Raw genomic sequence first — 24,933 nt, 5'->3', positions numbered from 1 at the left:
ATTTTAACTATTCCTAGTAAATTTCTTATACTATCGTTAGTTGCGTCATGATAGAATTTTCTATTATACTTTCAACAAACAAAGTTTTAATCTATGTGTATGTTTGAATTGTAATCATGCTTGCATGGCAACTTTTTGAACAACCTTTAAAAGGGAGAACGTAAATGGATACAAAATATTGGACTGTGGACAACTTGTTAACAAAACAAGATAATTATCCACAACTACTCGAACCTGCACAGCTATTAAAAAAAGGAGAAGTCGTCGCTTTTCCGACTGAAACAGTGTATGGGTTAGGAGCGAATGCCTTGTCAAATAAGGCTGTGCAGAAGATATTTGAAGCAAAAGGGAGGCCGAGTGATAATCCACTAATCGTTCATATTGGCGAGGTGAATCAACTTGAGGATATTGTCTTATCCCCCCCTAATTATGTGGATAAGTTAGTGGATAAATTTTGGCCTGGTCCGTTAACATTAGTTTTACATAAAAAAGAGAATCTTTCACGATATGTAACGGCTGGATTGTCAACAGTAGGTGTACGTATGCCTGATCATCCTGTTGCACTGCAAGCTCATCAAAGAAGCGAATATTCCTATCGCAGCACCAAGTGCTAATCTATCTGGAAAGCCAAGTCCTACCTCTGCAAGCCATGTTAAAAGTGATTTAGATGGAAAAATTGCTGGTATAGTGGATGGGGGGTGAAACAGGGATAGGGTTAGAATCAACGGTGCTGGACTGTACCCAATACCCACCAGTTATTTTAAGACCAGGTGCAGTGACAAAAGAGGAACTAGAGCAAGTAGTTGGGGATATCTCTGTGGATAAATCAATTATGGAAGAAACGAAAAATCCACGGTCACCAGGGATGAAATACAAACATTATGCACCGGATAAACCGTTAACGATAGTTGAAGGAAGTCCGATGTTTATTCAATCATTAATAGATGAGAATCACCAAAAAGGGTTTAAAGTAGGCATATTGACGACAGAGGAGAATCGTCATGCTTATGATGCAGATTATATCATGATATGCGGGAAAAGAAGCGATTTAAGAACGATTGGGAACAGTATTTACGATACGCTAAGAAAATTTAATGATACGGATGTTGATTTAATCTTCAGTGAGTCTTTTCCGTCAAATGGAGTAGGACTTGCCATTATGAATCGTCTGTTAAAAGCAGCCGGTTATCAATTGGTAAAAGAATGATTTTTCTTAACTACTTCTTCTAGAGGTTGTTCAAAAAGTCATGAAAAATTGCTGTCGAATAACTTTGTTGTCTCGCTATTCCACTCCTCATGTACAGAGAACGTACACTGTGGTGCTCATAGCTTCGTCGCCTTGTTCTTCTCGGCCCTTTTCCCCCTACTTTTTGAACACGCACTTCTAGCGAAAATAAAACGAGCATAGATTAACAATAGGTCTGTCCAAGGGGAGGGCTCCTGTTGTTGTCGCTAGAAGAATTAATAACCATACTCCTTATTTCGATCGCATTGGGTATGGATGCATTCTCTGTAGGTTTAGGAATGGGTTTAATTAAACTAAAAAATTGGCAAATCCTATATATCGGACTCATTATTGGTTTTTTTCATCTATGGATGCCCTTAATTGGAATTTTAATTGGTCGGTTTTTAACAGATACACTAGGTTCATTGGCTACATATACAGGTGGGAGTTTGCTTTTAATATTAGGCCTACAAATGGTTTCTTCGTCTTTTTCCAATCAAGAAACGATGTTTTATATACGAAAAGGAATCGGTTTATTTTTTTTCGCTTTAAGTGTGAGTTTAGATAGCTTTTCTGTTGGACTAAGTTTGGGGATTTTCGGGGCGAAAATGGCTGTGACGCTTATGTTATTTGCTTTTACTAGTATGATATTAACGTGGATCGGGCTATTTCTTGGCAGTAAGGTTCAAGGATGGTTTGGTTCGTATAGTGAAGCATTAGGAGGGTGTATCCTCGTTATTTTTGGGTTGAAGCTGATACTCATGTCATAGAAGAGCATTTTTTTGTAGATAATCGTGATTCTGATTTATAATAATAGATAGAAGAGGAGGCATAGAATGATGACAAACGTCTTATTTGTATGTACGGGAAATACGTGTAGAAGTCCTATGGCGGAAGCTTTGTTTCGGAAGATGAAAGCAGAAGGTATGGACGTTCGTTCTGCAGGAGTCTTTGCAGTATCTGGACAAGAGGCTAGCCACTTTGCCAAAGAAGTACTGAAAGAAAAAGGAATTGAGCTTGATCATCAGTCCTCTATGTTAACAAATGAACTTATAGATTGGTCAGATTGTGTATTAACCATGACTTCTGAACATAAACGATTAGTATTACAATGGTTCCCTACTATTCATCAAAAACTATATACATTATCCGAATTTATTAGTAGTGAAGAAGAAAGTATAGAAGATGTTCGAGATCCATTTGGTGGAGATTTGAAAACGTACCAAAATACTCGGGACGATCTAGAAAAATTACTGGAGAAACTTATCAAAATCCTTGAAGATAAGCCGAAATAAAGATATAAGGATATTCTTGCTGGAATTGCGCGTGAATATCCTAATTGGGTGAATTTGGAGAGGATATTGATGGGAGAAAAAAGAGTTTACCGCTTTGGATTACAAAAGAAAATTTTTATATTTGTTACGATTTTAGCTATCATTACTTACACAACAACAGGTTTATTCTTATATAAAGTGTATCCTTTTTTTGAAGAGCAGATGAGTGAGCTTCTATTCACATGTCTCGTATTAGCATTCGGTGTATTCTGGTCTAGTTTGTTCGCTTATTTTGCTGCAGGTTTTATCGTTAAACCATTAAAGGCCATTGAAAAAGTTGTAGAAAATGCTTCTCATGGGAATATTAAAGAAACTGTTCCGGTGCCTAAAAATCATGACGAAATCCGTTCATTAAGTGAAGCTTTTAATCGCATGCTTACTAGTTTTCGGGAGATTGTCATTATGATTGAAGAAAATTTTAATCATTCACACCACCAACTACAGAAGATTTGTGATCTATCCGAGAGTTCATCTGAACAAGCAACCAATATTTCTTCAACCGTTTTTGAAATTTCGAAGGGAGCGGAACAATCTGCTGCCGCCATTCAACAAACGGCGGAGGCAGTTGAGGATGTCATTAAAATAGCAGGTGAAGTAGAAAGGAAAGCAAATACCTCTGAACAACTTGCTGAAGAGATGGTAAACATGATTGATCAAAGTATTAGTGTATTTCATTCACTGATAACTGGTATTCAATCTCTAGCTCAAGAAAATGAGACATCTATGAAAGCAGTTAACAGGCTTGAAGAACATGCTCACGAGGTGGAATCAATTGTGTCTCTTGTTGGTGATATTGCCAATCAAACGAATTTATTAGCATTGAACGCGTCAATAGAAGCATCAAGAGCTGGTGAACATGGAAAAGGATTTGCTGTTGTAGCAGAAGAAGTGAGAAAGCTTGCAGATCAAAGTGCGAATGCGGTAAACGGGATTACAGAAAAGATCACTTCGATTCAAAATGAAGTGAAAAACGTCGTCGAGCATATTTCAAATAATGTTGACAAGGCTCGTCAAGAGGCAGAGGAGGCAAGCTCGACAGAAAAAATTCTCGGGAAGATGAATCAATCTGTTCAAGAAGTATCCAATGCTGTTCATCATATTCGATCGTTAGTTCAAGAACAAATGGTCAGTATTGAACAAACGGGCGCTCAGTCAGAGGAAGTAGCTGCAATTGCTGAGCAAACATCGGCAGGTGCCCAAGATGTAACCAGTTCTACAGAGCAACAAGCAGAAAATATGGCTTATATTAATGAATTAACAAAACAGCTGACAAAAAGTGCGAATCAGCTGAATTTATCAATTAAACAGTTTAAAATATAATAGTGAGTGTTCGAAAAGTAGGGGAAAAACGGATCACAGGCTAAAAGCAACCACGTCGTGTGGTTAACGCCTGTGCTAGCACATCGTGTGCATCGAAGGAGCGGAGAAGCAAACCAACAAAGTTATTCATCCGACATTTTTTCAGGGCTTTTTGAACCACCTATAATAGAGTGTAGGGGATGTTCTAAAATTTGAACATATACTAATAGGAGGAATACAACATGAAAGTAATCATCGCATCAGATCATGGTGGTATCACTATTCGAGAAGAAATCAAACGTTTGTTAGAGGAAATGAATATTCAATATGAAGATATTGGCTGTTCCTGTGAAACGTCCGTTGACTATCCAGATTACGCCCTTCCTGCTGCTCAAAAAGTAGCCGATGGAGAATATGATTATGGGATTTTAGTTTGTGGAACGGGCATTGGTATGAGTATTGCCGCAAATAAGGTCAAAGGAATTCGTTGTGCACTTGTGCATGATACATTTAGCGCTAAAGCAACAAGAGAACACAATAATGCCAATATGCTTGCCATGGGTGAGCGTGTAATAGGAGCTGGATTGGCTAGGGAAATTGTCCAAACCTTTTTAAACACGGAATTTACAGGAGGACGTCACGCAAATCGAGTAGAGAAAATTACTTCCTATGAAAATCAATAAGGAAGGATGATGGTTTTTGACTGAGCTTCAGTTGTGGAAAGACAATCTTCAAACTATACTCTTAGATTACGAACAACAAGTTTCTTTTAAAAGAGATCAGCTTTTTGTCGTAGGCTGTAGTACGAGTGAAGTCCAAGGAAAAAGGATAGGGACAGCTGGTGCAGAAGAAATAGCTGAAATGATTTATGAGGAGCTTTTAACTTTTTCTAAAAAACATCATGTTTATTTAGCGTTCCAATGTTGTGAACATTTGAATCGGGCGATCGTTGTGGAAGAAGAAGCGGCATTAAAATACAACTTAAATGAAGTCACGGTTGTACCCGTTCGTTCAGCTGGTGGGTCCATGGCCACTTACGCATATCGCCAGTTCAATAACCCAGTTGTCGTTGAATCGATTAAGGCACATGGAGGTATGGATATAGGAGATACTTTTATTGGCATGCATTTAAGACATGTCGCTGTACCAATACGAGTCAACCTACATTCAGTCGGTAGTGCCCATGTCATACTAGCAACGACACGTCCAAAATTAATTGGTGGCGCGAGAGCTGTATATGAGGAAACAGAAGAAAATCAATCTTGTACTTAAAAGGAAAAGGGATGTTTCTAATATTAGAAACATCCCTTTTTGCACAGTCTTGTACTATCTCTTTTAACCAGAAACATTTAGGGCCTTTTTGCACAGTCTTGTACTATCTCTTTTAACCAGAAACATTTAGGGCCTTTTTGCACAGTCTTGTACTATCTCTTTTAACCAGAAACATTTAGGGCCTTTTTTCAATTTTATATACTAGAAAAGCGAATATGAAGTACATCACTTCAAAAAAAGAATGAATACTAATATATTGCCTTTAACAAATAGAATAAGCAATTACTCAATCGTTTTTAATTATATCTAGCCAATTCATGAATCACTCATTTGTAAATCTGTGATAGAGAAGGTTTTATTTTAAAATAATGCTTTCTATGTTAAAAATGTAAAAATATCTATTGAAATCTATTACTTTCCTTTATATTATATATTATGTGTAAAAAAATACTGGTAGTGTCAAAAGATCTATGAAAAAAACATTTTAAAGACTTTTTGGGATTGTGAAGCTCTCTATAATCGCAATCGCTCTTGACAAACAGTCGAAAAAGGTTGGATGACAGGTGTCAAAGGGCGAAGGGGACAAAAAGTAGGCATACCAAATAGCCCTTGACGACAACCAATTATAACCTTTTTCTTCCTTTGGTTTGTCAAGAGTTCGCTACGCCTATTGCGAAAAGGGCTCTGCAAAACAAAAAGTTAGGCTGTTTGGGACTGATCAATGACCCATTGTTGAGACAACTCAATCAGCTTGGTCCATTTAGCCGGCATGTTTGGAAGCTTTTCTAAGTCTTTGATGATGACCGGTACTTTTCCTTCTAAAGCAGAATGTGGTCTTAGAAAGTTAAAGTAGGCCACAAACAAAGTAACATAAGAAACCGATCCCTGTTCAGAGCCAAATCCATGTGTCGACCGATAATTGCCTTTAAACGTTCGATTGAGTCTCTCAATGATTTGCTTAAGAGGACGGAATTCTCTTGATACTTCATCTTCATTCGTTAACCCAATGACTTGCTTGATATCAAAGGAAATGTGATGTTGGGAAAAGAAATGCTGAGCCAGTAAATAGATCGGGTTTCCATCAACAATGAACGTGAGATCTTCGGGTATTTTCTTCATCTTAAGTAAGACTTCATCGATGGCCTGGATGGCAGCTGTTGTATCCCGATTAGGCGAAACAGGGTAAGAAAGAATCACCTTTTTGACGGCATCGAAAAAGAAAAAAAGATAGTGCCAGCGACCATTGACACGAATATACGTTTCATCACCGCAAAATTGGTCTGAGAGCTCATAAGGATAATGATCCACATAAGGTTTAAGCCATAAAGCAACGCTATTTTCGTAGTTTAAAATGCTTTGGTGAGAGATCGATACCCCATGAATGTCTTTCATGAGCGCAGCCGTTTTGCGCGCAGAAAGACCATAATTGACGTGATAGGTCAAAATAAGTCCGAGTGTATGTGGAGACACGTAAAGCCTTGATAAATCAACCTTGGGCTTTTGAGGTGATTGTTTAGATAAAGGCTTAAAATCAAGGGTGAACTCTCTGAAAATATAACGAACCTTAAAATCATGAGGATCTTCTTTGAACTGTTTTTTCTCTTTTGATGTCATGGCCTTGATTTTCTTTTGATAATAAGAACAGTGGTTATGTCGACACTTCCACACATTAAAATCGGTTCTTTCTTTAATCTTTTCAAGGGATTTCATGCAGTGAGGGCACTTGAAAATCGCTTCTTTCAAATATCGATTTTTCTCACTGAAAAGACAGGAACACACCTTACATTGATACTGTCCTTTATCACCATTATTCGCATACAAATACGACGATGGTGCACCACACTTTGGACATTGAATAGAAGAAGGAATCGGTTTACCAGAACGCCTTTTAACGGGTTTTAAAGGTTTTCCTTTTGATTCAAGGTGCTCCGCTAACAGTTGATTAAAGTCCAGCTTTTCTGGAATCTCAACAATCGGTAAGTGATCCACTTGAAGCTTACGGTAGGGTTTATTAACGGGTTTTTCAGTAGACTTTTCAAACACACTTTTACCAAGCAACAAGGTTAACAGTGTCCGAATCATTTGATCTTGATATTTTATTAATACAAGTAAATAGGTTATAATTTGAGGGTACAACTTGTCACTTCCTTATCTAGGTTTTTGGGTGTTGTGGTAACCTCAATTATCCTTAGATTTTAGGGGGGTGACAAGTTTTTTTGTTTAAAAGCTTTTAAATCAAGTGTTTTAACGCTTTTTACTATAAAACTTTTGACAGTACGAAAATACTATGGGGGAAAGTTATATGAAAAAATTTTTAAGTTTATTATTTATTGCGGTGTTATCTTTATCTACGGTAGCATGTAGCGAGAGTGCAGCTACTGATGAATTGGAAAAAAACGATAAAGAGAAGTCTGAAGCAAAAACAGGTGATGACGCTACACCAGTTTCGGATGATGATAAAGAAAAAGCAAAAGAGGATGACATCTGGACTTATTATGAAGATGCAACTTGGTCAGATGACTTCAAGGGTCTAAAAATGGAGATTCAAAAGATTTTTGTAACAAATGAAGCACCTAGTGACGATGACCCTGATGCATTAACTTCTGCAGTAGGGATGAAATTCAAATTGGAGAACACTACTGATGGAAAGTTCACAACATTTCCCGACCAAGCAGTATTAGTTACATCAACTGGAGAACAAATTGAAATGACTGCTTTCTGGGGAACTGATGATGTTGGTGGAGAGATTGATAAGGGTGTAATTAAAGAAGGAAATGTTATTTGGAACTTACAACGTGGTGAAGCTGACAAAATTGAATGGGTAAAAATCAACTTTGATGCTCAGACTGGTGACTATGACACACCTTATGATGAAATTGAGCAAAATGATTATGAAATTGAATTACAGTTGAAATAGGTTATGAGGGTGCTTGTAAAGTTCAAGTGCCCTTTTTTATAAGATCAGAAAGTACACCCTTACACCCTCATTTTCAAAATGGGAAGTCTTGCGCATGTTTTCTACCAATCAGCAGTCTAATAACAATGGAACGGATTTATATTAATAGGGTATTAAATCTTAAAAACGTTAAGATTCCAGAGCGAAATCTAGAATCCTCTTATAGACTTCGTTCCAATCATGATAATAGTGCTCAACATCTTTTGGGTTAATAAAGATTCTTTCTGAAGATTCATAGTTGCCTTCAAAGTCATAGAGTTGATCAACATTGAGTCGATAAAATACTTGGTAACCAACTTTCGGGTACGGACTGTTTTCGTCCCAGCTTGGATTATCACTATGATCAACGATAATATAACCTAATGGCTGGATAGCTCCTTTTACATACCCTTCTTCATAAGCTTCCCTGATGATACATTCTTCGGCTGTCTCTCCGGTTTCAATATGTCCACCTGGAAAATCCCATCCTCGATGATGGAGATTGACTAATAGTAATTGGCCTTCTCGAAAACAAAATCCATGAACACTAGTAGTTAATTCTCTTGGAGGAAGGCTTGTATTTTGTTCCCATGTTAGTTTAACCGTAGCCTCTCCCCATTTCACATAGGTCGTTGTCAATGGAACTCCTCCTATTTGTATTTTTCTTTGTTAAGTTGTTCTTTCAAATTAAAGGACTGCTGTAAATCAACGTCGTATACATTAGCAAGAGCAATAAGATAGTAAAGACAATCATATAATTCTTCATCAATGGTCCCTTTAATGGTTCCTTGCTTGTCCATTTTCTTATCTTTTCTTAAAGCTTCTGATAGTTCACCTATTTCTTCAATCAGTTTTTGAAAATAGGCATTCTTTAAGTCTGGTTGATGGTCTTTGTTTTTTATGTAGGTTTGGAGTTCGCTAATGGTTATATTCAAAAAGGGTAACCTCCATCAATTATGTTTTAATTCCTTATTTATTATTATTTGTAATAAATTAATAGAAGTCAAGGTTTAGTCTAGAAATTTTCTAATGAAAGAAGAGGCGAGAAATTTGGAAAAAATATAAAGAAAGAAATTTGGGCTTGGGGGAAGTCTATCATCATTGCATTTATCATTGCCCTTATTTGCCGTCAATTTTTCTTCACGCCCGTTAAAGTGGTGGGTGAATCTATGCAACCAACGCTGCAAAATAACAACATGCTTATTGTTTCTAAAGTGAGTGAATTTGATAGACTCGATGTCGTTGCTTTTAAAACTGACAAGTATGAAGAATCGTTAATTAAAAGAATAATTGGACTACCAGGTGATCTTGTCGAGGTGAAAGACGATGTTTTATATATTAATGGTGAAAAAGTGGATGAGTCTTATTTAGACGAATACAAAAATCATCTTTCATCACATGAAGTGTTAACAGAAGATTTAAAAATAACCGTACCCAAAGGATCGTTGTTCGTCATGGGAGATAATCGCGAAGTCAGTCTAGACAGTCGAATTTTTGGGTTTATTTCTGAAGACGATGTCATTGGTGAAGTTAAATTTAGATATTTTCCAATAGGAGAGATAGGGATTCCTTAGAAGAGAAGTTATAAATTTTGTTTTCAATAAATGAAGTAAGTTCTTTTATGTTCGAGTGTTATGAAGTTTGCAACACTATGAATTTTAAACTATTAAAAATATCTATCAAATTTCACTGTTCTTCATTCTTTCTTCACATTCTCTATTTATAATTTATTCTTGTAAAAGTATTTTGACAAAAAAGGGGAATGGAAGAAAATGAGCATGAAAAAGGTATGGATGGTTGCTACGACCTTAACGATATTATTAGGAGCATGTGGTCAAGTAGAAAAAGTGGAACAAAAGACAGGGGACAAGCAAGTTGAAAAGACTGTAAATGAAGATGAGTCTGCTGTGAAAATCACTAACTATAACCGTGAATTTATTGTTGAGGAAACACCATCAAAAATTATTAGTACGAATGATCATACAACCGAGATTTTACTTGCATTAGGGCTTGGAGATAAAATAGTTGCAAAGGTAATAGGGCATGAAAGTATCATTGCAGAAGAGGTAAAGAAAGAGTTTGACGAAATCCCGACAATTTCACAATCTGATCATAATTATCCTGCTTTAGAAGCTATTTTAGATTACGAACCAGATTTTATGTTCGGTAGAGAAAGCGCCTTTAATGATACAGCGATTGGGACTCCTGATACATTAGAGGAATATGGTATTGATGTATTAGTATCCAAAGGGACCTATACACCAGGGGCAATGATGGAAGATGTGTATGAAGACATTCGCCAATTAGGAAAGATTTTTGATATTGAAGAACGCGCTGAGGAACTTATAACTGAAATGGAAAGTAACATTACCTCTGTTCAAGAAAAAATAAATGATCAGCAAGAACCTCTTAAAGTAGCCGTTATGGATATGGGAGGGGAAGCACTTTTTACATCTGCTCAATCATTAGAAACTCATTTAATTGAATTGGCAGGTGGTAAAAACGTATTTGATGATATTGAAAAAACATGGACGGAAGTAAGTTGGGAAGAGTTAGTAAAAAGAAACCCGGAAGTCATTGTTATTAATGAATATTCGGAAATGCCAACCGAAGATAAAATAGAGGAATTACTTACTAATCCAGCTTTACAAGATGTAGAAGCGATTAAAAATGAAAGGTTCGTCATTTTACCTCTTTCATCAGTTTTTGAAGGGATTCAGAATGATGATGCAGTAGAGCTGTTAGCTAAAGGGTTTTATCCTGATGAGTTTTCAGGAAATTGAGAGTAGCCAAATATCATGCTAAAAAATAAATCAAAGAAATCCTTCTTTATTACTTGTGCTGGATTAATAATCTTCTTAGTAGTATCGATTACTTATTCAATAACGGCAGGTCCAGTGGATATACATCCCTTCACTGTATGGAAAATAATTTTCTCTGAATTAACAGGAGGAACACAGCTAGGTTCTGCAGATTGGTCAGTTGCACAATATCATATTATTTGGGATATACGATTTCCTAGAGTTCTTTTAGCCGGGATTGTTGGGGCAGGACTAGCTATTTGTGGAGTGGCCATTCAAGCGCTTGTTCGAAATTCTTTAGCTGACCCTTATATATTAGGCGTTTCATCAGGAGCTTCAGTTGGAGCAACACTTGTGATCTTACTCGGGTTATTTTCCATGTTTGGTCAGTATGCCCTTTCTATGGCTGCATTTTTAGGATCGCTTTTGTCATTATTTTTAGTTTTACTCCTTGCAAAAGTAAAAGGAAGAATGTCCACTACTCGCATCTTGTTAGCTGGGATAGCCGTTTCAATGATCCTTTCTGCTTTAACTAACTTTATTGTGATTTCTGCGCCGAGAGAAGAAGCGATCAAAAATGCATTGTATTGGATGATGGGAAGTTTAGCAGGAGCAAAGTGGATGTATTTACCCATTCCAAGTGTGATTGTTTTAATAGGATTCATCTATTTACTTCTTCACTATAGGCATTTAAATTTGCTTTTGATGGGTGAAGAAGCAGCTGGTAGTATGGGCGTAAATGTTGATCGTTTTAGAATTATCCTAGTTGTAATGGTATCTCTAATGACTGGCGTTTTAGTTGCGGTAAGCGGTTCGATTGGTTTTGTGGGATTAATGATTCCTCATATTGCGAGACTTATGGTTGGCTCCAATCATTTACGAGTTTTACCTTTCAGTATGCTTATAGGTGCGATTTTTCTCATTTGGTGCGACGTCGCCGCAAGAATTGTTTTAGACCCTCAAGAACTACCGATAGGGATCGTCACTGCCCTTTTTGGAGGTCCTTTCTTCATATGGCTTCTTAGAAGAGGTTCCTATTCGTTTGGAGGTGGAGGAGAATGACTGTTTCTAGTGAACAAGTGGAGGTCAAAATTCAAGGTGAGTCCATCATCCGAAATATATGTTTTGAGGTAGATTCTGGTACTTTTGTTGGAATTGTCGGCCCTAATGGGAGTGGGAAAACTACTTTGTTAAGTTCATTATACAAAGTGAAAACGCTAAATTCCGGTACTGTATATGTGAATGGGCAGTCAACTTCAAATATTAGTATGAAGGAACTAGCAAAGGAAGTAGCTGTTCTTATGCAAGAGAACGGAGAGAACTACGACTTTTCTATTGAAGAAATGGTGATGATGGGAAGGTCACCCCATAAAAGGTTATTTGAGTTTGATACAAAAGAAGATCGAGAATGCTTGAATCGTTCCCTTCGAACGGTTGGTTTGTGGGAGAAGCGTCACCAACGATACAGTCAGCTATCAGGCGGTGAAAAACAGAGAGTTCTCATCGCACGTGCATTAACACAGCAGCCGTCAATTTTATTTTTAGATGAGCCGACGAATCATTTAGATATCCACCACCAGATTCAACTGTTAGATATGATCAAAGGATTCAACCTTACTACCGTTGCCGCTCTGCATGATCTTAACTTAGCAGCAAGAGTTTGTGATAAGGTTCTTGTGATGAATAATGGAAATCTTGTTGCGGATGGAAAACCCATTGATGTGTTCACGGTGGACATGCTTAAGGATGTGTTTCGAGTAAAAGCTCATGTTGAACCTCATTCGATCAATAACCTTCAGATTACATTTCTCGAGGCAATGTAATGAAAGTACGATTCCTCATGACGAAATTGGTCACTTTGCACCTCATTAATGAATGAAGTGTAAGGTGGCCTTTTTAGGATCAATGAATACTTTATGATCTGATTAGTGATAGAGCTGTTTTGACATACACCTTTATTTTTCCGTTCTCTTTGCTTTGAAATTAATATCATTTACTCCTCTAATATCATCATTTTACACCGATAATTTGTAAATCAATTCTTGTTTCTTCTATAATAATGTTTTCATAAAAAAAATTCTATTAATTATGATAAGGAATAAATTACTTTTTATGGTATTATATAAAGAGGGGCTTATTCAGCTAACGGATCAGTTTAACAGAAGAAAAAGGGTTTTCACGGTTACCCAAAGAACGCATATTAATAGGTAAATTCGGCAGTGTCAAAAGATCTATGAAAAAAACATTTTAAAGACTTTTTGGGATTGTGACGCTCTCTATAATCGCAATTGCTCTTGACAAACAGTCGAAAAAGGTTGGATGACAGGTGTCAAAGGGCGAAGGGGACAAAAAGTAGGCATACCAAATAGCCCTTGACGACAACCAATTATAACCTTTTTCTTCCTTTGGTTTGTCAAGAGTTCGCTACGCCTATTGCGAAAAGGGCTCTGCAAAACAAAAAGTTAGGCTGTTTGGGACTGATCGATGACCCATTGTTGAGACAACTCAATCAGCTTGGTCCATTTAGCCGGCATGTTTGGAAGCTTTTCTAAGTCTTTGATGATGACCGGTACTTTTCCTTCTAAAGCAGAATGTGGTCTTAGAAAGTTAAAGTAGGCCACAAACAAAGTAACATAAGAAACCGATCCTTGTTCAGAGCCAAATCCATGTGTCGACCGATAATTGCCTTTAAACGTTCGATTGAGTCTCTCAATGATTTGCTTAAGAGGACGGAATTCTCTTGATACTTCATCTTCATTCGTTAACCCAATGACTTGCTTGATATCAAAGGAAATGTGATGTTGGGAAAAGAAATGCTGAGCCAGTAAATAGATCGGGTTTCCATCAACAATGAACGTGAGATCTTCGGGTATTTTCTTCATCTTAAGTAAGACTTCATCGATGGCCTGGATGGCAAGCTGTTGTATCCCGATTAGGCGAAACAGGGTAAGAAAGAATCACCTTTTTGACGGCATCGAAAAAGAAAAAAAGATAGTGCCAGCGACCATTGACACGAATATACGTTTCATCACCGCAAAATTGGTCTGAGAGCTCATAAGGATAGTGATCCACATAAGGTTTAAGCCATAAAGCAACGCTATTTTCGTAGTTTAAAATGCTTTGGTGAGAGATCGATACCCCATGAATGTCTTTCATGAGCGCAGCCGTTTTGCGCGCAGAAAGACCATAATTGACGTGATAGGTCAGAGTGTATGTGGAGACACGTAAAGCCTTGATAAATCAACCTTTGCTTTTGAGGTGATTGTTTAGATAAAGGCTTAAAATCAAGGGTGAACTCTCTGAAAATATAACGAACCTTAAAATCATGAGGATCTTCTTTGAACTGTTTTTTCTCTTCTTTTGATGTCATGGCCTTGATTTTCTTTTGATAATAAGAACAGTGGTTATGTCGACACTTCCACACATTAAAATCGGTTCTTTCTTTAATCTTTTCAAGGGATTTCATGCAGTGAGGGCACTTGAAAATCGCTTCTTTCAAATATCGATTTTTCTCACTGAAAAGACAGGAACACACCTTACATTGATACTGTCCTTTATCACCATTATTCGCATACAAATACGACGATGGTGCACCACACTTTGGACATTGAATAGAAGAAGGAATCGGTTTACCAGAACGCCTTTTAACGGGTTTTAAAGGTTTTCCTTTTGATTCAAGGTGCTCCGCCAACAGTTGATTAAAGTCCAGCTTTTCTGGAATCTCAACAATCGGTAAGTGATCCACTTGAAGCTTACGGTAGGGTTTATTAACGGGTTTTTCAGTAGACTTTTCAAACACACTTTTACCAAGCAACAAGGTTAACAGTGTCCGAATCATTTGATCTTGATATTTTATTAATACAAGTAAATAGGTTATAATTTGAGGGTACAACTTGTCACTTCCTTATCTAGGTTTTTGGGTGTTGTGGTAACCTCAATTATCCTTAGATTTTAGGGGCGGTGACAAGTTTTTTTGTTTAAAAGCTTTTAAATCATGTGTTTTAACGCTTTTTACTATAAAACTTTTGACAGTACGTAAATTCCGGAGGGGAATAAATATGGAGCAACATAAACCTAAAGTTATGGTATTAGGTACATTTCATATGAGATATACGCCCGATATTTATAAAGTGGAATTTGATGATTTACTAAACGAAAGAAGGCAAAAAGAAATAAGGGAAGTTGTAGAAAAGGTAAAAAGATTTAATCCAACTAAACTGGCTTTTGAAGTTGTAAAAGAAAATGAAGAAGAAATAAATGAAGAATACTGGCAATATTTGAATAGTGAGTTCGAACTGAAAATTGACGAAATACATCAATATGGTTTTAGAATAGCTTCAGAATTGGGTCACCAAAAGGTTTATGCAGTTGATTGGATGAAAACTGTTGGAAATAGAGGGATTGGAGAGGTTTTTGAATGGGCAAAAACTGAACAGCCTGACCTTTATGAATATATAAATGAAAAGTATCGTTCAGGAAGAGATTTCAACTTAGCCGACAAAAGCATTGTGGACCTAATGAAAGAAATGAATAGAGAAAGCAGTGTGAAAAGAGAACACGAGATGTATTTGGCATTAGCACGTATCGGAAGTGAAAATGACTATGTAGGCATTGATTGGCTCAGGTGGTGGTATCAAAGAAATTTAATAATATACTCCAACTTGGCAAAGTTAAACAGCTCTCCTTCAGACAGAACCGTTTTAATTATCGGAGCTGCTCACATCCATTTAGTTTCCCAATTTCTAAAAGAAAGTGGAATGTTTGACGTAGAACCAGCAATAGCATACCTTTGATTTTAGTAAACGGAGGCTTCAATGGATTAAGAAATACAGTCGTTCCAAATAAGTTCTTGTTGAATTAGCAGGGTTACATACTTACTTAAAATATCCAATCCAAGCTGTGTTTTTAGTAAATACAGTAAGATTCAAAGTCTCTCTAACAGTCAAAAACGTCACCACAGGAGATTACGTCGTCTACGTCGGAACAGATATGGGCAGTTTTAATGACATAAGGGCGGATGCTCAATTAGTCAGTGAATTCACTCCTCATCAAGTTCGCGCCGCTGTTGATTATTATGAAGAAATGGATGAGAAGTATAAAAAAGTGGGTGGCGTATCCTATGTGACGGGAAACTCACTTGGTGGTGGACTAACGAACGCGGTTGCTGTTCAAAATCCTGGTGTTACGGCTGTTACGTTAAATCCTTCGCCGCTACCAGAGCATATGATTGAACCTGGTCAACCATATGATAATATTACCAACTATTGTAGTGACTTTGATGTGTTGACGAAGTCGCTAGATGCAGGTGGATACGGGCATCAAATTCCGGGGAAGAGATATAATATAAATAACGGGATTCCAGGGATAGATCAGGCGATAACGAATCATACCGGTTACCGTAATACAAAAGATGGTATACAATATTACACCATTGGTGAGAAGGGGAAGCCAGGTTATGGGAGAATCTATATAGATGCGGATTCGCATATTGTGACAAGTATTTGGACGGGAATACCTCTTTATGGAGGATACTCCGAGCGAATCGATATTGATAAAGAAAAGCATGATCCTTTTAGCGTCATCTCTTGATACGAATGTAAAAGAGCGCCTCCAATTTGCACAAGACTACTTAGGGAACTCGTTTGCAATTATTGATGATGAAGGAAGTAAATATAGTAAGCGGGTAAATGAATTGCAAGAGAAATTTGAAGGATTATTGGATTATATTATCGGTGAGGGTTTGAATATTACTCACATTAGCAATGGGTTACAAAATATGGTTGAGGATGCTCTGCAACTCCTTTCTGAAGCTGAACAAAAAAGCTTGTTCCTTAATAAATTATTAAACTCTCCACCGATGGAATTATTAGTGTTTATTACTCGTACGGATGTTAGTGTAGAGAGTTTGTTTGAGAGTGTTAGACAGAAATTATATGATTTAAGAGATATGATAAGTGATTTAACCTATTCATTAAGAGATTTGATTTTGAAAAATATCGTTGAATTGTTTGAAGATGGAAAAGATATTTGGTCAGATGCTGTCGTAGAAGAATTAAAGGAACACTTTGAGGTTGTTAATAGGAATAAAGATAATATGATGGTCCATTTATCCGAGTATAGAACGCAAGTAGAAGATGTTCTGAAGGCATTTGATCATAGAGACCGTTCATTGGGGAATGCAATCAACGGTAATTCTGGTGTTTCGGAAGTTCAAAAAGTAAAGAATACGGACACTTTTGATTTGAAGAATCACCTTATATGCTTACAAAGTTACATAAAAAAGAAGAACATGCAGATAATGCTTTTTTAGAGTTTTCAACTTCTACACAAAACAAACTTAGTCCAATACTATTGGCTATAAAGGCAATCATACTCTTATTAAAAAAGTATGTTAATGATATTATTAGGACCATCAATACTAGTAAAAATGTTATGTGTTACGGAGGTTTGCCAAACATTGTTGCTAGTATTTTTACTGATTATGACGAAAACATAAAGAACGGTGCTGAACTTGCTTTGGGTCCGTTAAAAGAAATTTCACTCACCCTTGAAGGTCTCAAAGATGCAATTGAAAGTTTGGGTGAGGGGTACCCTACCTTACTAAATCAGTTTAAACCTTATGTTGATAACGCCATCTTCCATCCTGGACAATATCAATTTGTTCATCAATAAAACTATGCCGCGATGGCTATATTAGAAGAGATGGAAAAGCTTTTTGAAGATATCGTTTTTCAGTTATCTCATAATAAAGGAACATCCATTGAAGTCTTATGTGACGTTTCTAAAAAAGTAAAGAAAAATATGGAAATATTACATGAGCAAGTTGACCGTGTCACGATGAATTAAGTGAATGTAAAGGATGGATCTGTCTTTAACCAAAAGGACAGATTTTTGTTGTTTAAAAGGTTTTCCACTTGTTAATTAGTCATGCTACAATAAAGAAGTTAAAATGATAGGTCAACGAGACAATGGACATCATATTTAAGGGGGGAGACGTTATGAGTCTGATTGAAAAACAAGATCCACAAGTATATAAGGCGATACAACAAGAGCTAGGTAGACAAAGAACGAAAATTGAATTGATTGCTTCAGAGAATTTTGTTTCAGAAGCTGTTATGGAAGCTCAAGGTTCCGTTTTGACCAATAAATATGCAGAAGGTTATCCGGGACGTCGTTATTATGGTGGTTGTGAATATGTAGATGTGGTCGAAGATCTTGCTCGCGATCGTGCGAAAGAACTTTTTTGGGGCAGAGCATGCCAACGTACAACCTCATTCAGGTGCTCAAGCGAACATGGCTGTTTATTTTACCGTTTTAGAGCATGGCGATACGGTATTAGGAATGAACTTGTCACATGGTGGACATTTAACACATGGAAGCCCGGTTAACTTTAGTGGAGTTCAATATAATTTCGTAGAATACGGCGTAGATGAAGATTCTCATCGTATCAATTATGATGATGTTCGTGCAAAAGCGATTGAACATAAACCGAAGCTTATTGTTGCTGGAGCTAGTGCGTATCCTCGGGAAATTGACTTTGCTAAATTCAAAGATATTGCTGATGAAGTTGGTGCATACTTAATGGTGGATATGGCCCATATTGCTGGATTAGTTGCAGCTGGACTTCATCCAAATCCAGTTCCATACGCTGATTTTGTGACAACAACGACTCATAAAACTCTCCGTGGTCCTCGTGGTGGAATGATTCTTTGTAAAGAAGAATTTGCAAAGAAAATTGATAAATCGATCTTCCCTGGCATTCAAGGTGGTCCGTTAATGCATGTTATTTCAGCAAAAGCAGTTGCCTTTGGTGAGGCCCTCCAAGCTGATTTTAAACAATATGCACAAAACATCATCGACAATGCAAAAAGACTAGCTGAAAAACTGAAAGAAGAAGGTCTTACGATTATCTCTGGAGGAACAGACAATCATTTACTACAAATTGATGTAAGTAAGGTTGGTTTGACAGGGAAAGTAGCAGAAAAGGTTTTAGATGACATTGGTGTGACGTCAAATAAAAATACCATTCCTTTTGACCCGGAAAGCCCATTTGTTACGAGTGGAATCCGTATTGGTACAGCTGCCGTGACAAGCAGAGGTTTCGGTTTAGAAGAGATGGATGAAATTGCTTCTATCATGGCCCTTGCTTTAAAGAATCATGAAGATGAAGAAAAGCTAAAGCAAGCGGCAGAAAAAGTTGAAGCATTAACGAGCAAATTTCCTTTATATGAGTAATACTAACATGGCTTGAGTTAATCTCGAGCCTATTCGCCTGTAAACAACTAAAAGGAGCTGGAGTAAATTGGGTAAAGTTTATGTGTTTGATCACCCTCTTATTCAACATAAATTAACGTACATAAGAAAAAAAGGAACGGGTACAAAAGACTTTAGAGAACTAGTGGATGAAGTCGCTACCTTAATGGCATTTGAAATTACGCGTGATTTGCCACTTGAAGACATTGAAATTGACACCCCTGTTAGTAAAGCAACATCGAAAATTTTGTCAGGGAAAAAGCTGGGTATTATTCCTATTCTTCGTGCTGGACTTGGGATGGTAGATGGCATATTAAAATTAATTCCTGCGGCAAAAGTAGGTCATATCGGACTCTATCGTGATCCAGAAACGTTAAAACCTGTAGAGTACTATGTTAAGTTACCTTCAGATGTAGAAGAACGTGATTTTATCGTTGTTGATCCCATGTTGGCAACGGGAGGATCCGCGGTTGAAGCAATTAATAGTTTGAAAAAGCGAGGAGCAAAAAGCATTAAGTTCATGTGTTTAATTGCGGCTCCAGAAGGGGTAGAAGAAGTAAAAACAGCGCACCCTGACATTGATATTTTTATCGCTGGATTAGATGAAAAGCTAAATGAAAAAGGTTATATTGTTCCAGGACTAGGCGATGCTGGAGACAGGTTATACGGAACAAAATAAAGAAGCGAAGCTCTTCTATTATGTATAGAGGAGCTTTTTTAATGATTTAAACAAACGTTTGATTAAAACAGGATAGTCTTTAATCAAACGTTTGTTTAAATTACATCTCTCCTTATTTACAACGATTTCGCATGAAAAAAATCCCTCTGTACATATTACAGGTAAGAGTAAAAATTTATTGACAGAGGGGGATGTTGTTGATAAAAAAAACGATCTTAATCATGACTATTTTCATCATGTTTGTGCATTTCCCTGTTCAAGCTTATACATTTCCTCATAGGCCACCTAAACCACAAATGAATGAAAATGAACAAAAGCATATGATTGTCATTGCAGAGAAAGGGGAATCAAAAGCAGTAAAAGAATTATTGGATCACCTAGACATTAAAATAGACAACAGCTATCAACATATATTCGAAGGTTTTTCAATAGAAGGAAAATACAATAAAATCGCCAGGATTCAGGAGCATCATGCTGTCGATCAGGTGCATGAAGTAAAGGACTACTCTGTGCAAATGGATGAAAGCGTTCCATTTATAGGAGGTGATGCGGTTCGAGGCGAATTTGACGCGCAACATAGACGCCTTTCTGGAAAAGGAGTGAAAGTGGGAATCATTGATACTGGCATCGATTATTCCCACCCGGACTTGCAAAGAAATTACAAGGGTGGCCTTGATACGGTAGATGATGATAAGGATCCGATGGAAACGGTGATGAATCAAGTGCCAAGAACCTTTCATGGAACTCACGTTGCAGGAATTATCGGAGCCAATGGAAAGATAACTGGGGTTGCCCCAGAAGTGGATTTAATTGCTTATCGCGCACTCGGCCCTCATGGTTTAGGATCGACTGACCAAATACTTGAAGCGATCGAACAGGCAATAAAAGATAAGGTTGATATTCTTAACCTATCTCTTGGAAACAGTGTAAATAGTCCGGATTGGCCGACGAGTATAGCAATTAATAAAGCGGTAGAGAAAGGAATTGTAGCGGTAACATCAAGTGGAAACAGTGGACCTCTTCCATGGACCGTTGGTTCGCCAGGGTCAGCGAATCAGGCTATTACGGTTGGCGCTTCTTCTCCCCCAATAAAACGAGCGTACATAAAGCTTTCAGGTAATCGAAAAGAAATTGAAACAGAATCTTTTCAAGGGGTTAAAGAATGGGATTTTACAAAAAGTGAAGATATCATATTCGCCAATTTGGGGGAAGAGAGAGATTTTCATGATGAAATGAAAGATTCCCTTGTTTTAATTGAAAGAGGAAAATTAGATTTCATTGATAAAGTTTTAAATGCGAAAAATGCAGGAGCGAAGGGAGTCATCATTTACAATAATCGTCCTGGTCCTTTTATCGGCTCATTAGAATGGCAAGTAGACATTCCGGTCATTTCTATTTCACAAGAGGACGGGGAATGGTTAAAGGAAAATATTCATCAAAACAATCTTCTTCAAACGGTGTATAGAACGGAAGCAGATACATTGGCGAGATTTAGCTCAAGAGGACCTGTCACTTCAACTTGGGACATAAAACCAGATATTTTAGCTCCAGGAGTTGACATTCAAAGTACGATACCAGATGGTTACCTTTCTTTGCATGGAACGAGCATGGCAGCCCCTCATGTAGCAGGAGCAGCGGCTATACTCAAACAAGCTCATCCAAACTGGAATCCACAGCAAGTAAAAGCGGCATTAATGAACTCGGCCCTCCCTTTAACAAACCAAAACGGAAAAAAGTATGCTGTTTATGATCAAGGAGCAGGACGTATTCAGGTTGATCGAGCGGTGGATGCGAACGTACTTATTTATCCTTCCTCGATATCGTTTCGTCAAATTCGATCCGATAGCACGAGGAAAGAAAAGCAATTTCAACTTACGATTGATAATGTTTCTGAAACAAAACAGGTGGTGACTTTTCAACTTCCCGAAAAGAAAAAAGGAGTTCAATGGAAGCTACCGAAGAAGTTCGTTTTAAATCCACAACAGAAAAAAAAGGTTTTGATTACGGCTGATATTAGCCCTCTTCTAGTTGAACAAGGGTTAGAGGAAGGTAGAATCGAAGTGAGTTGTCAAAATGAAAAGATTCAGATTCCATACTTATTCGTTGTGGACGAACCTGATTATCCAAGAATTATGGGTTTTACATTTGGATTAGGGGATGATGAGAAAAGTTTTATGTACCAAATGTATTTGCCTGGAGGAGCAGATGAAATGGGTATTGCGTTGTATGATCCTGACACACTCAGATTTAAAGGTTTTTTAGACTGGCAAAACAACATGGATCGTGGCTTGTATGAAAGAACGGTAAAAGAAGAAGACCTTCCCATCCAAAAAGGACAATATAAAGCCCTCATCTTTGTAAAAAAAGGCGAAAAAGAGGATACATTAGAGAGGGATTTATGGATAGATAATGAATGAAAGTCAATAATACTTTGTGAACAATTTGTGATAAAAATCACGTTTTTATTACACTTTTATTGGTAAACTAATTGACATCAATTTTACCCTATTGTATGCTAAACGGGGACTTATGATAGGGTTTTCAAAAGAATGAAAAAAATGATATGAATCATAGGAGAATGAACCTTGCAGGATGAATTTCAACGAATCGCAACAAGGTCACGTAAGTACATATTTTTTTTGCTTGTCATTTATGTTTTTGGATGGATATTTTTATCATTTCAAACAATCTTCCTCGGTTTAATTCTTGGGACAGTATTTAGTCTCTATCAATTATGGTTAATGGAGAAAAAATATGTGAAATTTAGACATGCTCTTGAACAAGGCCAAAAAGCGCCTTCCATTGGCACGATCTCAAGAATGGCTTTAGCAGCGTTGGCTGTTTTAATTGCGCTTCAATTTCCAGAGTATTTTCAAATCTACAGTGTGATTATTGGTTTAATGACGATGTATGTCGTTATTATCATAGATTTTTTTGTTTTTCATTACGCTCATAATAGGGAAAAGAGGTGAACTTTGTTGGAACACAATGCTCCTACATTTGATCTTTATGGATTAACCTTCAATAGTGCTGACATGTTAATGATTACGATTGCAAGTGTAATTGTATTTATAATAGCTTTAATATGTACAAGATCACTTCAAATGAAGCCAACTGGTAAGCAAAACGTTATCGAGTGGGTTGTAGATTTTGTACGAAACATCATTGGAAGCACGATGGATTGGCAAACAGGTGGACGCTTTCTTGCGCTCGCACTGACGTTGTTTCTATACATATTTGTTTCCAATATGCTTGGAATTCCATTTGCTATTCATGATGCAGAAGGTGATCTCTGGTGGAAATCTCCAACTGCATCACCAACCGTTACATTAACGTTAGCAGCCATGGTAATTGTACTAACAAACTATTATGGAATCAAAATGAAGGGAATTGGCGAATATGGTAAAGACTTTATCAAACCATTTTGGTTCTTTTTCCCAATTAAAGTAGTTGAAGAGTTTGCAAACACATTAACGTTAGGTCTACGTCTATATGGAAATATTTTCGCAGGAGAAATTTTATTAGGCCTCATAGCAGGCTTAATACATTATGAAGTGCTTGGTATTTTGGGTGGGGCAATCCCAATGTTAGTTTGGCAAGGCTTTAGTATATTTGTAGGTTCCATTCAGGCATTTATATTTGTCATGTTATCAATGGTTTATATGTCTCACAAAGTGAGTCATGACCATTAAAAATAATAAAGTAAAAAGTATGATTGATAATAAAAGGAGGACTTATTAATGATTGAAATAGCAGTAGGAATTCTTATAGGACTTTGTGCATTAGGAGCAGGTGTTGGTAACGGTTTAATCGTATCTCGTACAGTTGAAGGTGTAGCTCGTCAACCAGAAGCACGTGGTGCTCTACAAACGATTATGTTTATTGGTGTAGGTTTAGTTGAGGCACTTCCGATTATCGGTGTAGTTTTCGGCTTCATCCTTTTAGGTCGATAAGTCTTAAATTTGGATTTTAGCGGTGAAAGGAGCGAGACTCATCACCGCTTTCCATAAAGATGTATACGAGAAAATATTTTTTTATCGTTTTATTGACAACTTGAAGGGAGTGAAAAGAGGCCGTGTTATCATTTGATTTTTTAGTACTTGGTTCTGGTGGTGGTGCTGAATTAGGTACAATAATATATCAGTTAGTTATATTCCTCATTTTGTTAGCATTGTTGAAAAAGTATGCTTGGGGCCCAATTATGGATCTCATGAAGCAACGTGAAGATCACATTGCGAGTGAAATTGATGGTGCGGAAGCCAAACATGCCGAAGCCAAGAATTACTTAGAAGAACAACGTGAAATGTTGAAGGAAGCTCGTCAAGAGGCTCAAGCAATGGTGGAAAATGCGAAAAAAATTGGTGACACTCAGAAAAATGATATTATTCAAGCTGCGAAGACAGAAGCTGAACGTATTAAAGAAGCAGCGAAAAAGGAAATTATACAAGAACGCGAAAAGGCGGTTACGGCTTTACGTGAGCAAGTTGCATCTCTATCAGTATTAGTGGCTTCTAAAGTGATTGAAAAAGAATTGAGTGAACAGGACCAAGAGAAATTGATTAACGATTACATAAAAGAGGCAGGAGAAGAGCTATGAGCAAAGAGGTTATTGCGAAGCGCTATGCGTTACTCTTTTTGATATCGCCCAAGATAAAAATTCGTTAACTCAACTAGAAGATGAATTACGTGTAGTAAAACAAGTTTTCACAGGTACTGATGGTTTACAAGAAATACTCGCTCATCCGAAGATTTCTTTGGAAAAAAAGAAGACTCTTTTAACAGGATCGTTTTCATCACTTTCAGAGACTGTTCAAAATCTTCTTTTTTTACTAGTGGATCGCCATCGAATTAATGCAATTGAACTGATCATCGATGAATTTATTGCACTAGTAAATGAATACCGCGGGGTAGCAGAATCAACTGTATACACAACGAGACCGTTAAAAGATGATGAATTTGCTTCATTATCACAAGTGTTCGCTAAAAAAGTCGGCAAAAAGTCGTTAAAGATCGACAATGTCGTTGATAAAGAGCTAATCGGTGGGTTGAAAATCAAAATTGGTAACCGCATTTTTGACGGTTCGATTGCAGGAAAGTTAAGAAGAATCGAGCAACAATTAGTTAAATAAAGATAG

At 37.1% G+C, this 24,933-nt stretch carries 24 protein-coding genes and 5 pseudogenes; 25 read left to right on the top strand and 4 right to left on the bottom strand.

Annotated features, from left to right (window positions below):
• Positions 1 to 164 precede the first annotated feature (164 nt).
• From LC087_RS12380 to LC087_RS12355, 7 genes and pseudogenes are all read left to right on the top strand, one after another.
• Positions 165 to 1,207 (top strand): annotated as a pseudogene (locus LC087_RS12380) (L-threonylcarbamoyladenylate synthase).
• A gap of 290 nt (positions 1,208 to 1,497) precedes the next feature.
• Positions 1,498 to 1,995, top strand: a complete 498-nt coding sequence (locus LC087_RS12375; protein ID WP_371932698.1) for a manganese efflux pump MntP — start codon at positions 1,498 to 1,500, stop codon at positions 1,993 to 1,995.
• A gap of 69 nt (positions 1,996 to 2,064) precedes the next feature.
• Entirely contained in the window at positions 2,065 to 2,520 is a 456-nt protein-coding gene (locus LC087_RS12370) for a low molecular weight protein arginine phosphatase (protein ID WP_226541555.1), read from the top strand.
• A 69-nt stretch (positions 2,521 to 2,589) separates the two neighbouring features.
• A pseudogene (locus LC087_RS19725) lies at positions 2,590 to 2,937 on the top strand (HAMP domain-containing protein); the annotation flags it as partial.
• Positions 2,932 to 3,879, top strand: a complete 948-nt coding sequence (locus LC087_RS12365; RefSeq protein ID WP_371932697.1) for a methyl-accepting chemotaxis protein — start codon at positions 2,932 to 2,934, stop codon at positions 3,877 to 3,879. The pseudogene LC087_RS19725 and the gene LC087_RS12365, both read left to right, overlap by 6 nt.
• Before the next feature lie 221 nt (positions 3,880 to 4,100).
• Complete coding sequence (gene rpiB / locus LC087_RS12360; RefSeq protein ID WP_226541542.1) at positions 4,101 to 4,541, top strand: ribose 5-phosphate isomerase B; 441 nt, start codon at positions 4,101 to 4,103, stop codon at positions 4,539 to 4,541.
• Between the two features lie 16 nt (positions 4,542 to 4,557).
• Positions 4,558 to 5,130: a TIGR01440 family protein gene (locus LC087_RS12355; RefSeq protein ID WP_226541545.1), complete on the top strand. Its 573-nt coding sequence runs from the start codon at positions 4,558 to 4,560 to the stop codon at positions 5,128 to 5,130.
• 699 nt (positions 5,131 to 5,829) lie between these two features.
• On the opposite strand, the gene LC087_RS12350 is transcribed toward LC087_RS12355, so the two are convergent.
• Entirely contained in the window at positions 5,830 to 7,266 is a 1,437-nt protein-coding gene (locus LC087_RS12350) for a DDE-type integrase/transposase/recombinase (RefSeq protein WP_306019616.1), read from the bottom strand.
• A gap of 166 nt (positions 7,267 to 7,432) precedes the next feature.
• On the opposite strand from LC087_RS12350, the gene LC087_RS12345 reads away from it, so the two are divergent.
• On the top strand, positions 7,433 to 8,047 hold the full coding sequence (locus LC087_RS12345) for a hypothetical protein (protein WP_226543422.1): 615 nt from the start codon (positions 7,433 to 7,435) through the stop codon (positions 8,045 to 8,047).
• A 168-nt stretch (positions 8,048 to 8,215) separates the two neighbouring features.
• Here the strand turns inward: LC087_RS12345 and LC087_RS12340 are convergent, their stop codons facing one another.
• Together LC087_RS12340 and LC087_RS12335 are read right to left on the bottom strand one after the other, a co-directional pair.
• Entirely contained in the window at positions 8,216 to 8,704 is a 489-nt protein-coding gene (locus LC087_RS12340; RefSeq protein ID WP_226543421.1) for an NUDIX domain-containing protein, read from the bottom strand.
• Between the two features lie 11 nt (positions 8,705 to 8,715).
• Positions 8,716 to 9,000, bottom strand: coding sequence for a MazG nucleotide pyrophosphohydrolase domain-containing protein (locus tag LC087_RS12335; protein ID WP_226543419.1), 285 nt, complete (start codon positions 8,998 to 9,000; stop codon positions 8,716 to 8,718).
• A gap of 126 nt (positions 9,001 to 9,126) precedes the next feature.
• Between LC087_RS12335 and lepB the strand changes: the two genes are divergently transcribed.
• The 4 genes from lepB to LC087_RS12315 all read left to right on the top strand — a co-directional run bounded on the left by lepB (position 9,127) and on the right by LC087_RS12315 (position 12,689).
• A complete protein-coding gene (gene lepB / locus LC087_RS12330; RefSeq protein WP_226543423.1) occupies positions 9,127 to 9,639 on the top strand; it encodes a signal peptidase I in 513 nt (170 codons plus the stop codon).
• Positions 9,640 to 9,843: 204 nt separating this feature from the next.
• Complete coding sequence (locus LC087_RS12325; protein WP_226543417.1) at positions 9,844 to 10,848, top strand: ABC transporter substrate-binding protein; 1,005 nt, start codon at positions 9,844 to 9,846, stop codon at positions 10,846 to 10,848.
• 15 nt (positions 10,849 to 10,863) lie between these two features.
• Positions 10,864 to 11,928 (top strand): FecCD family ABC transporter permease, encoded by a 1,065-nt coding sequence (locus LC087_RS12320; protein ID WP_226543415.1) that lies wholly within the window; start codon positions 10,864 to 10,866, stop codon positions 11,926 to 11,928.
• Entirely contained in the window at positions 11,925 to 12,689 is a 765-nt protein-coding gene (locus tag LC087_RS12315) for an ABC transporter ATP-binding protein (protein ID WP_226543413.1), read from the top strand. Before LC087_RS12320 ends, LC087_RS12315 begins: the two co-directional genes overlap by 4 nt.
• 639 nt (positions 12,690 to 13,328) lie before the next feature.
• On the opposite strand, the pseudogene LC087_RS12310 reads toward LC087_RS12315, so the two are convergent.
• A pseudogene (locus tag LC087_RS12310) lies at positions 13,329 to 14,758 on the bottom strand (IS6 family transposase).
• A 166-nt stretch (positions 14,759 to 14,924) separates the two neighbouring features.
• Between LC087_RS12310 and LC087_RS12305 the strand changes: the two are divergent.
• From LC087_RS12305 to LC087_RS12245, 13 genes and pseudogenes are all read left to right on the top strand, one after another.
• Entirely contained in the window at positions 14,925 to 15,659 is a 735-nt protein-coding gene (locus tag LC087_RS12305) for a DUF5694 domain-containing protein (RefSeq protein ID WP_226542719.1), read from the top strand.
• A 196-nt stretch (positions 15,660 to 15,855) separates the two neighbouring features.
• A complete protein-coding gene (locus LC087_RS12300; RefSeq protein WP_226542717.1) occupies positions 15,856 to 16,455 on the top strand; it encodes a dienelactone hydrolase family protein in 600 nt (199 codons plus the stop codon).
• Positions 16,415 to 17,176: a hypothetical protein gene (locus LC087_RS12295; RefSeq protein WP_226542715.1), complete on the top strand. Its 762-nt coding sequence runs from the start codon at positions 16,415 to 16,417 to the stop codon at positions 17,174 to 17,176. Before LC087_RS12300 ends, LC087_RS12295 begins: the two co-directional genes overlap by 41 nt.
• Positions 17,125 to 17,538 (top strand): hypothetical protein, encoded by a 414-nt coding sequence (locus tag LC087_RS12290; protein ID WP_226542713.1) that lies wholly within the window; start codon positions 17,125 to 17,127, stop codon positions 17,536 to 17,538. Before LC087_RS12295 ends, LC087_RS12290 begins: the two co-directional genes overlap by 52 nt.
• Positions 17,539 to 17,568: 30 nt before the next feature.
• Positions 17,569 to 17,712 carry a hypothetical protein gene (locus tag LC087_RS12285; RefSeq protein WP_226542711.1) on the top strand — a complete coding sequence of 48 codons (144 nt, stop codon included), beginning with the start codon at positions 17,569 to 17,571 and terminating at the stop codon, positions 17,710 to 17,712.
• Between the two features lie 152 nt (positions 17,713 to 17,864).
• A pseudogene (glyA, locus tag LC087_RS12280) lies at positions 17,865 to 19,101 on the top strand (serine hydroxymethyltransferase).
• Positions 19,102 to 19,168: 67 nt separating this feature from the next.
• Positions 19,169 to 19,798: a uracil phosphoribosyltransferase gene (upp, locus tag LC087_RS12275; protein WP_226542707.1), complete on the top strand. Its 630-nt coding sequence runs from the start codon at positions 19,169 to 19,171 to the stop codon at positions 19,796 to 19,798.
• Between the two features lie 197 nt (positions 19,799 to 19,995).
• Positions 19,996 to 22,215, top strand: a complete 2,220-nt coding sequence (locus tag LC087_RS12270; RefSeq protein WP_264190011.1) for a S8 family serine peptidase — start codon at positions 19,996 to 19,998, stop codon at positions 22,213 to 22,215.
• A gap of 168 nt (positions 22,216 to 22,383) precedes the next feature.
• Complete coding sequence (locus tag LC087_RS12265; RefSeq protein WP_226542705.1) at positions 22,384 to 22,770, top strand: ATP synthase subunit I; 387 nt, start codon at positions 22,384 to 22,386, stop codon at positions 22,768 to 22,770.
• 6 nt (positions 22,771 to 22,776) lie between these two features.
• Positions 22,777 to 23,490: a F0F1 ATP synthase subunit A gene (gene atpB / locus LC087_RS12260; RefSeq protein ID WP_226542703.1), complete on the top strand. Its 714-nt coding sequence runs from the start codon at positions 22,777 to 22,779 to the stop codon at positions 23,488 to 23,490.
• 48 nt (positions 23,491 to 23,538) lie between these two features.
• Positions 23,539 to 23,751, top strand: a complete 213-nt coding sequence (atpE, locus tag LC087_RS12255) for a F0F1 ATP synthase subunit C (protein ID WP_226542702.1) — start codon at positions 23,539 to 23,541, stop codon at positions 23,749 to 23,751.
• Between the two features lie 122 nt (positions 23,752 to 23,873).
• On the top strand, positions 23,874 to 24,395 hold the full coding sequence (locus tag LC087_RS12250) for a F0F1 ATP synthase subunit B (protein ID WP_226542701.1): 522 nt from the start codon (positions 23,874 to 23,876) through the stop codon (positions 24,393 to 24,395).
• A pseudogene (locus LC087_RS12245) lies at positions 24,392 to 24,927 on the top strand (F0F1 ATP synthase subunit delta). Before LC087_RS12250 ends, LC087_RS12245 begins: the two are co-directional and overlap by 4 nt.
• Positions 24,928 to 24,933 lie beyond the last annotated feature (6 nt).

This window comes from Bacillus carboniphilus, from assembly GCF_020524035.2.
Lineage (GTDB): Bacteria > Bacillota > Bacilli > Bacillales > JAIVKR01 > Bacillus_CC.
The sequence above is the reverse complement of the archived record's forward strand: the minus strand, read 5'-3'. Positions and strand labels throughout refer to the sequence as shown.

What these genes read in the sequence shown, in the direction of transcription:
- LC087_RS12375 (WP_371932698.1), top strand. Translation starts at nt 1,498, where the DNA reads ATGGATGCATTCTCTGTAGGTTTAGGAATGGGTTTAATTAAACTAAAA.
- LC087_RS12370 (WP_226541555.1), top strand. Translation starts at nt 2,065, where the DNA reads ATGACAAACGTCTTATTTGTATGTACGGGAAATACGTGTAGAAGTCCT.
- LC087_RS12365 (WP_371932697.1), top strand. Translation starts at nt 2,932, where the DNA reads ATGCTTACTAGTTTTCGGGAGATTGTCATTATGATTGAAGAAAATTTT.
- rpiB (WP_226541542.1), top strand. Translation starts at nt 4,101, where the DNA reads ATGAAAGTAATCATCGCATCAGATCATGGTGGTATCACTATTCGAGAA.
- LC087_RS12345 (WP_226543422.1), top strand. Translation starts at nt 7,433, where the DNA reads ATGAAAAAATTTTTAAGTTTATTATTTATTGCGGTGTTATCTTTATCT.
- LC087_RS12325 (WP_226543417.1), top strand. Translation starts at nt 9,844, where the DNA reads ATGAAAAAGGTATGGATGGTTGCTACGACCTTAACGATATTATTAGGA.
- LC087_RS12320 (WP_226543415.1), top strand. Translation starts at nt 10,864, where the DNA reads ATGCTAAAAAATAAATCAAAGAAATCCTTCTTTATTACTTGTGCTGGA.
- LC087_RS12315 (WP_226543413.1), top strand. Translation starts at nt 11,925, where the DNA reads ATGACTGTTTCTAGTGAACAAGTGGAGGTCAAAATTCAAGGTGAGTCC.
- LC087_RS12305 (WP_226542719.1), top strand. Translation starts at nt 14,925, where the DNA reads ATGGAGCAACATAAACCTAAAGTTATGGTATTAGGTACATTTCATATG.
- LC087_RS12300 (WP_226542717.1), top strand. Translation starts at nt 15,856, where the DNA reads ATGGGCAGTTTTAATGACATAAGGGCGGATGCTCAATTAGTCAGTGAA.
- LC087_RS12290 (WP_226542713.1), top strand. Translation starts at nt 17,125, where the DNA reads ATGCTTACAAAGTTACATAAAAAAGAAGAACATGCAGATAATGCTTTT.
- LC087_RS12285 (WP_226542711.1), top strand. Translation starts at nt 17,569, where the DNA reads ATGGAAAAGCTTTTTGAAGATATCGTTTTTCAGTTATCTCATAATAAA.
- atpE (WP_226542702.1), top strand. Translation starts at nt 23,539, where the DNA reads ATGATTGAAATAGCAGTAGGAATTCTTATAGGACTTTGTGCATTAGGA.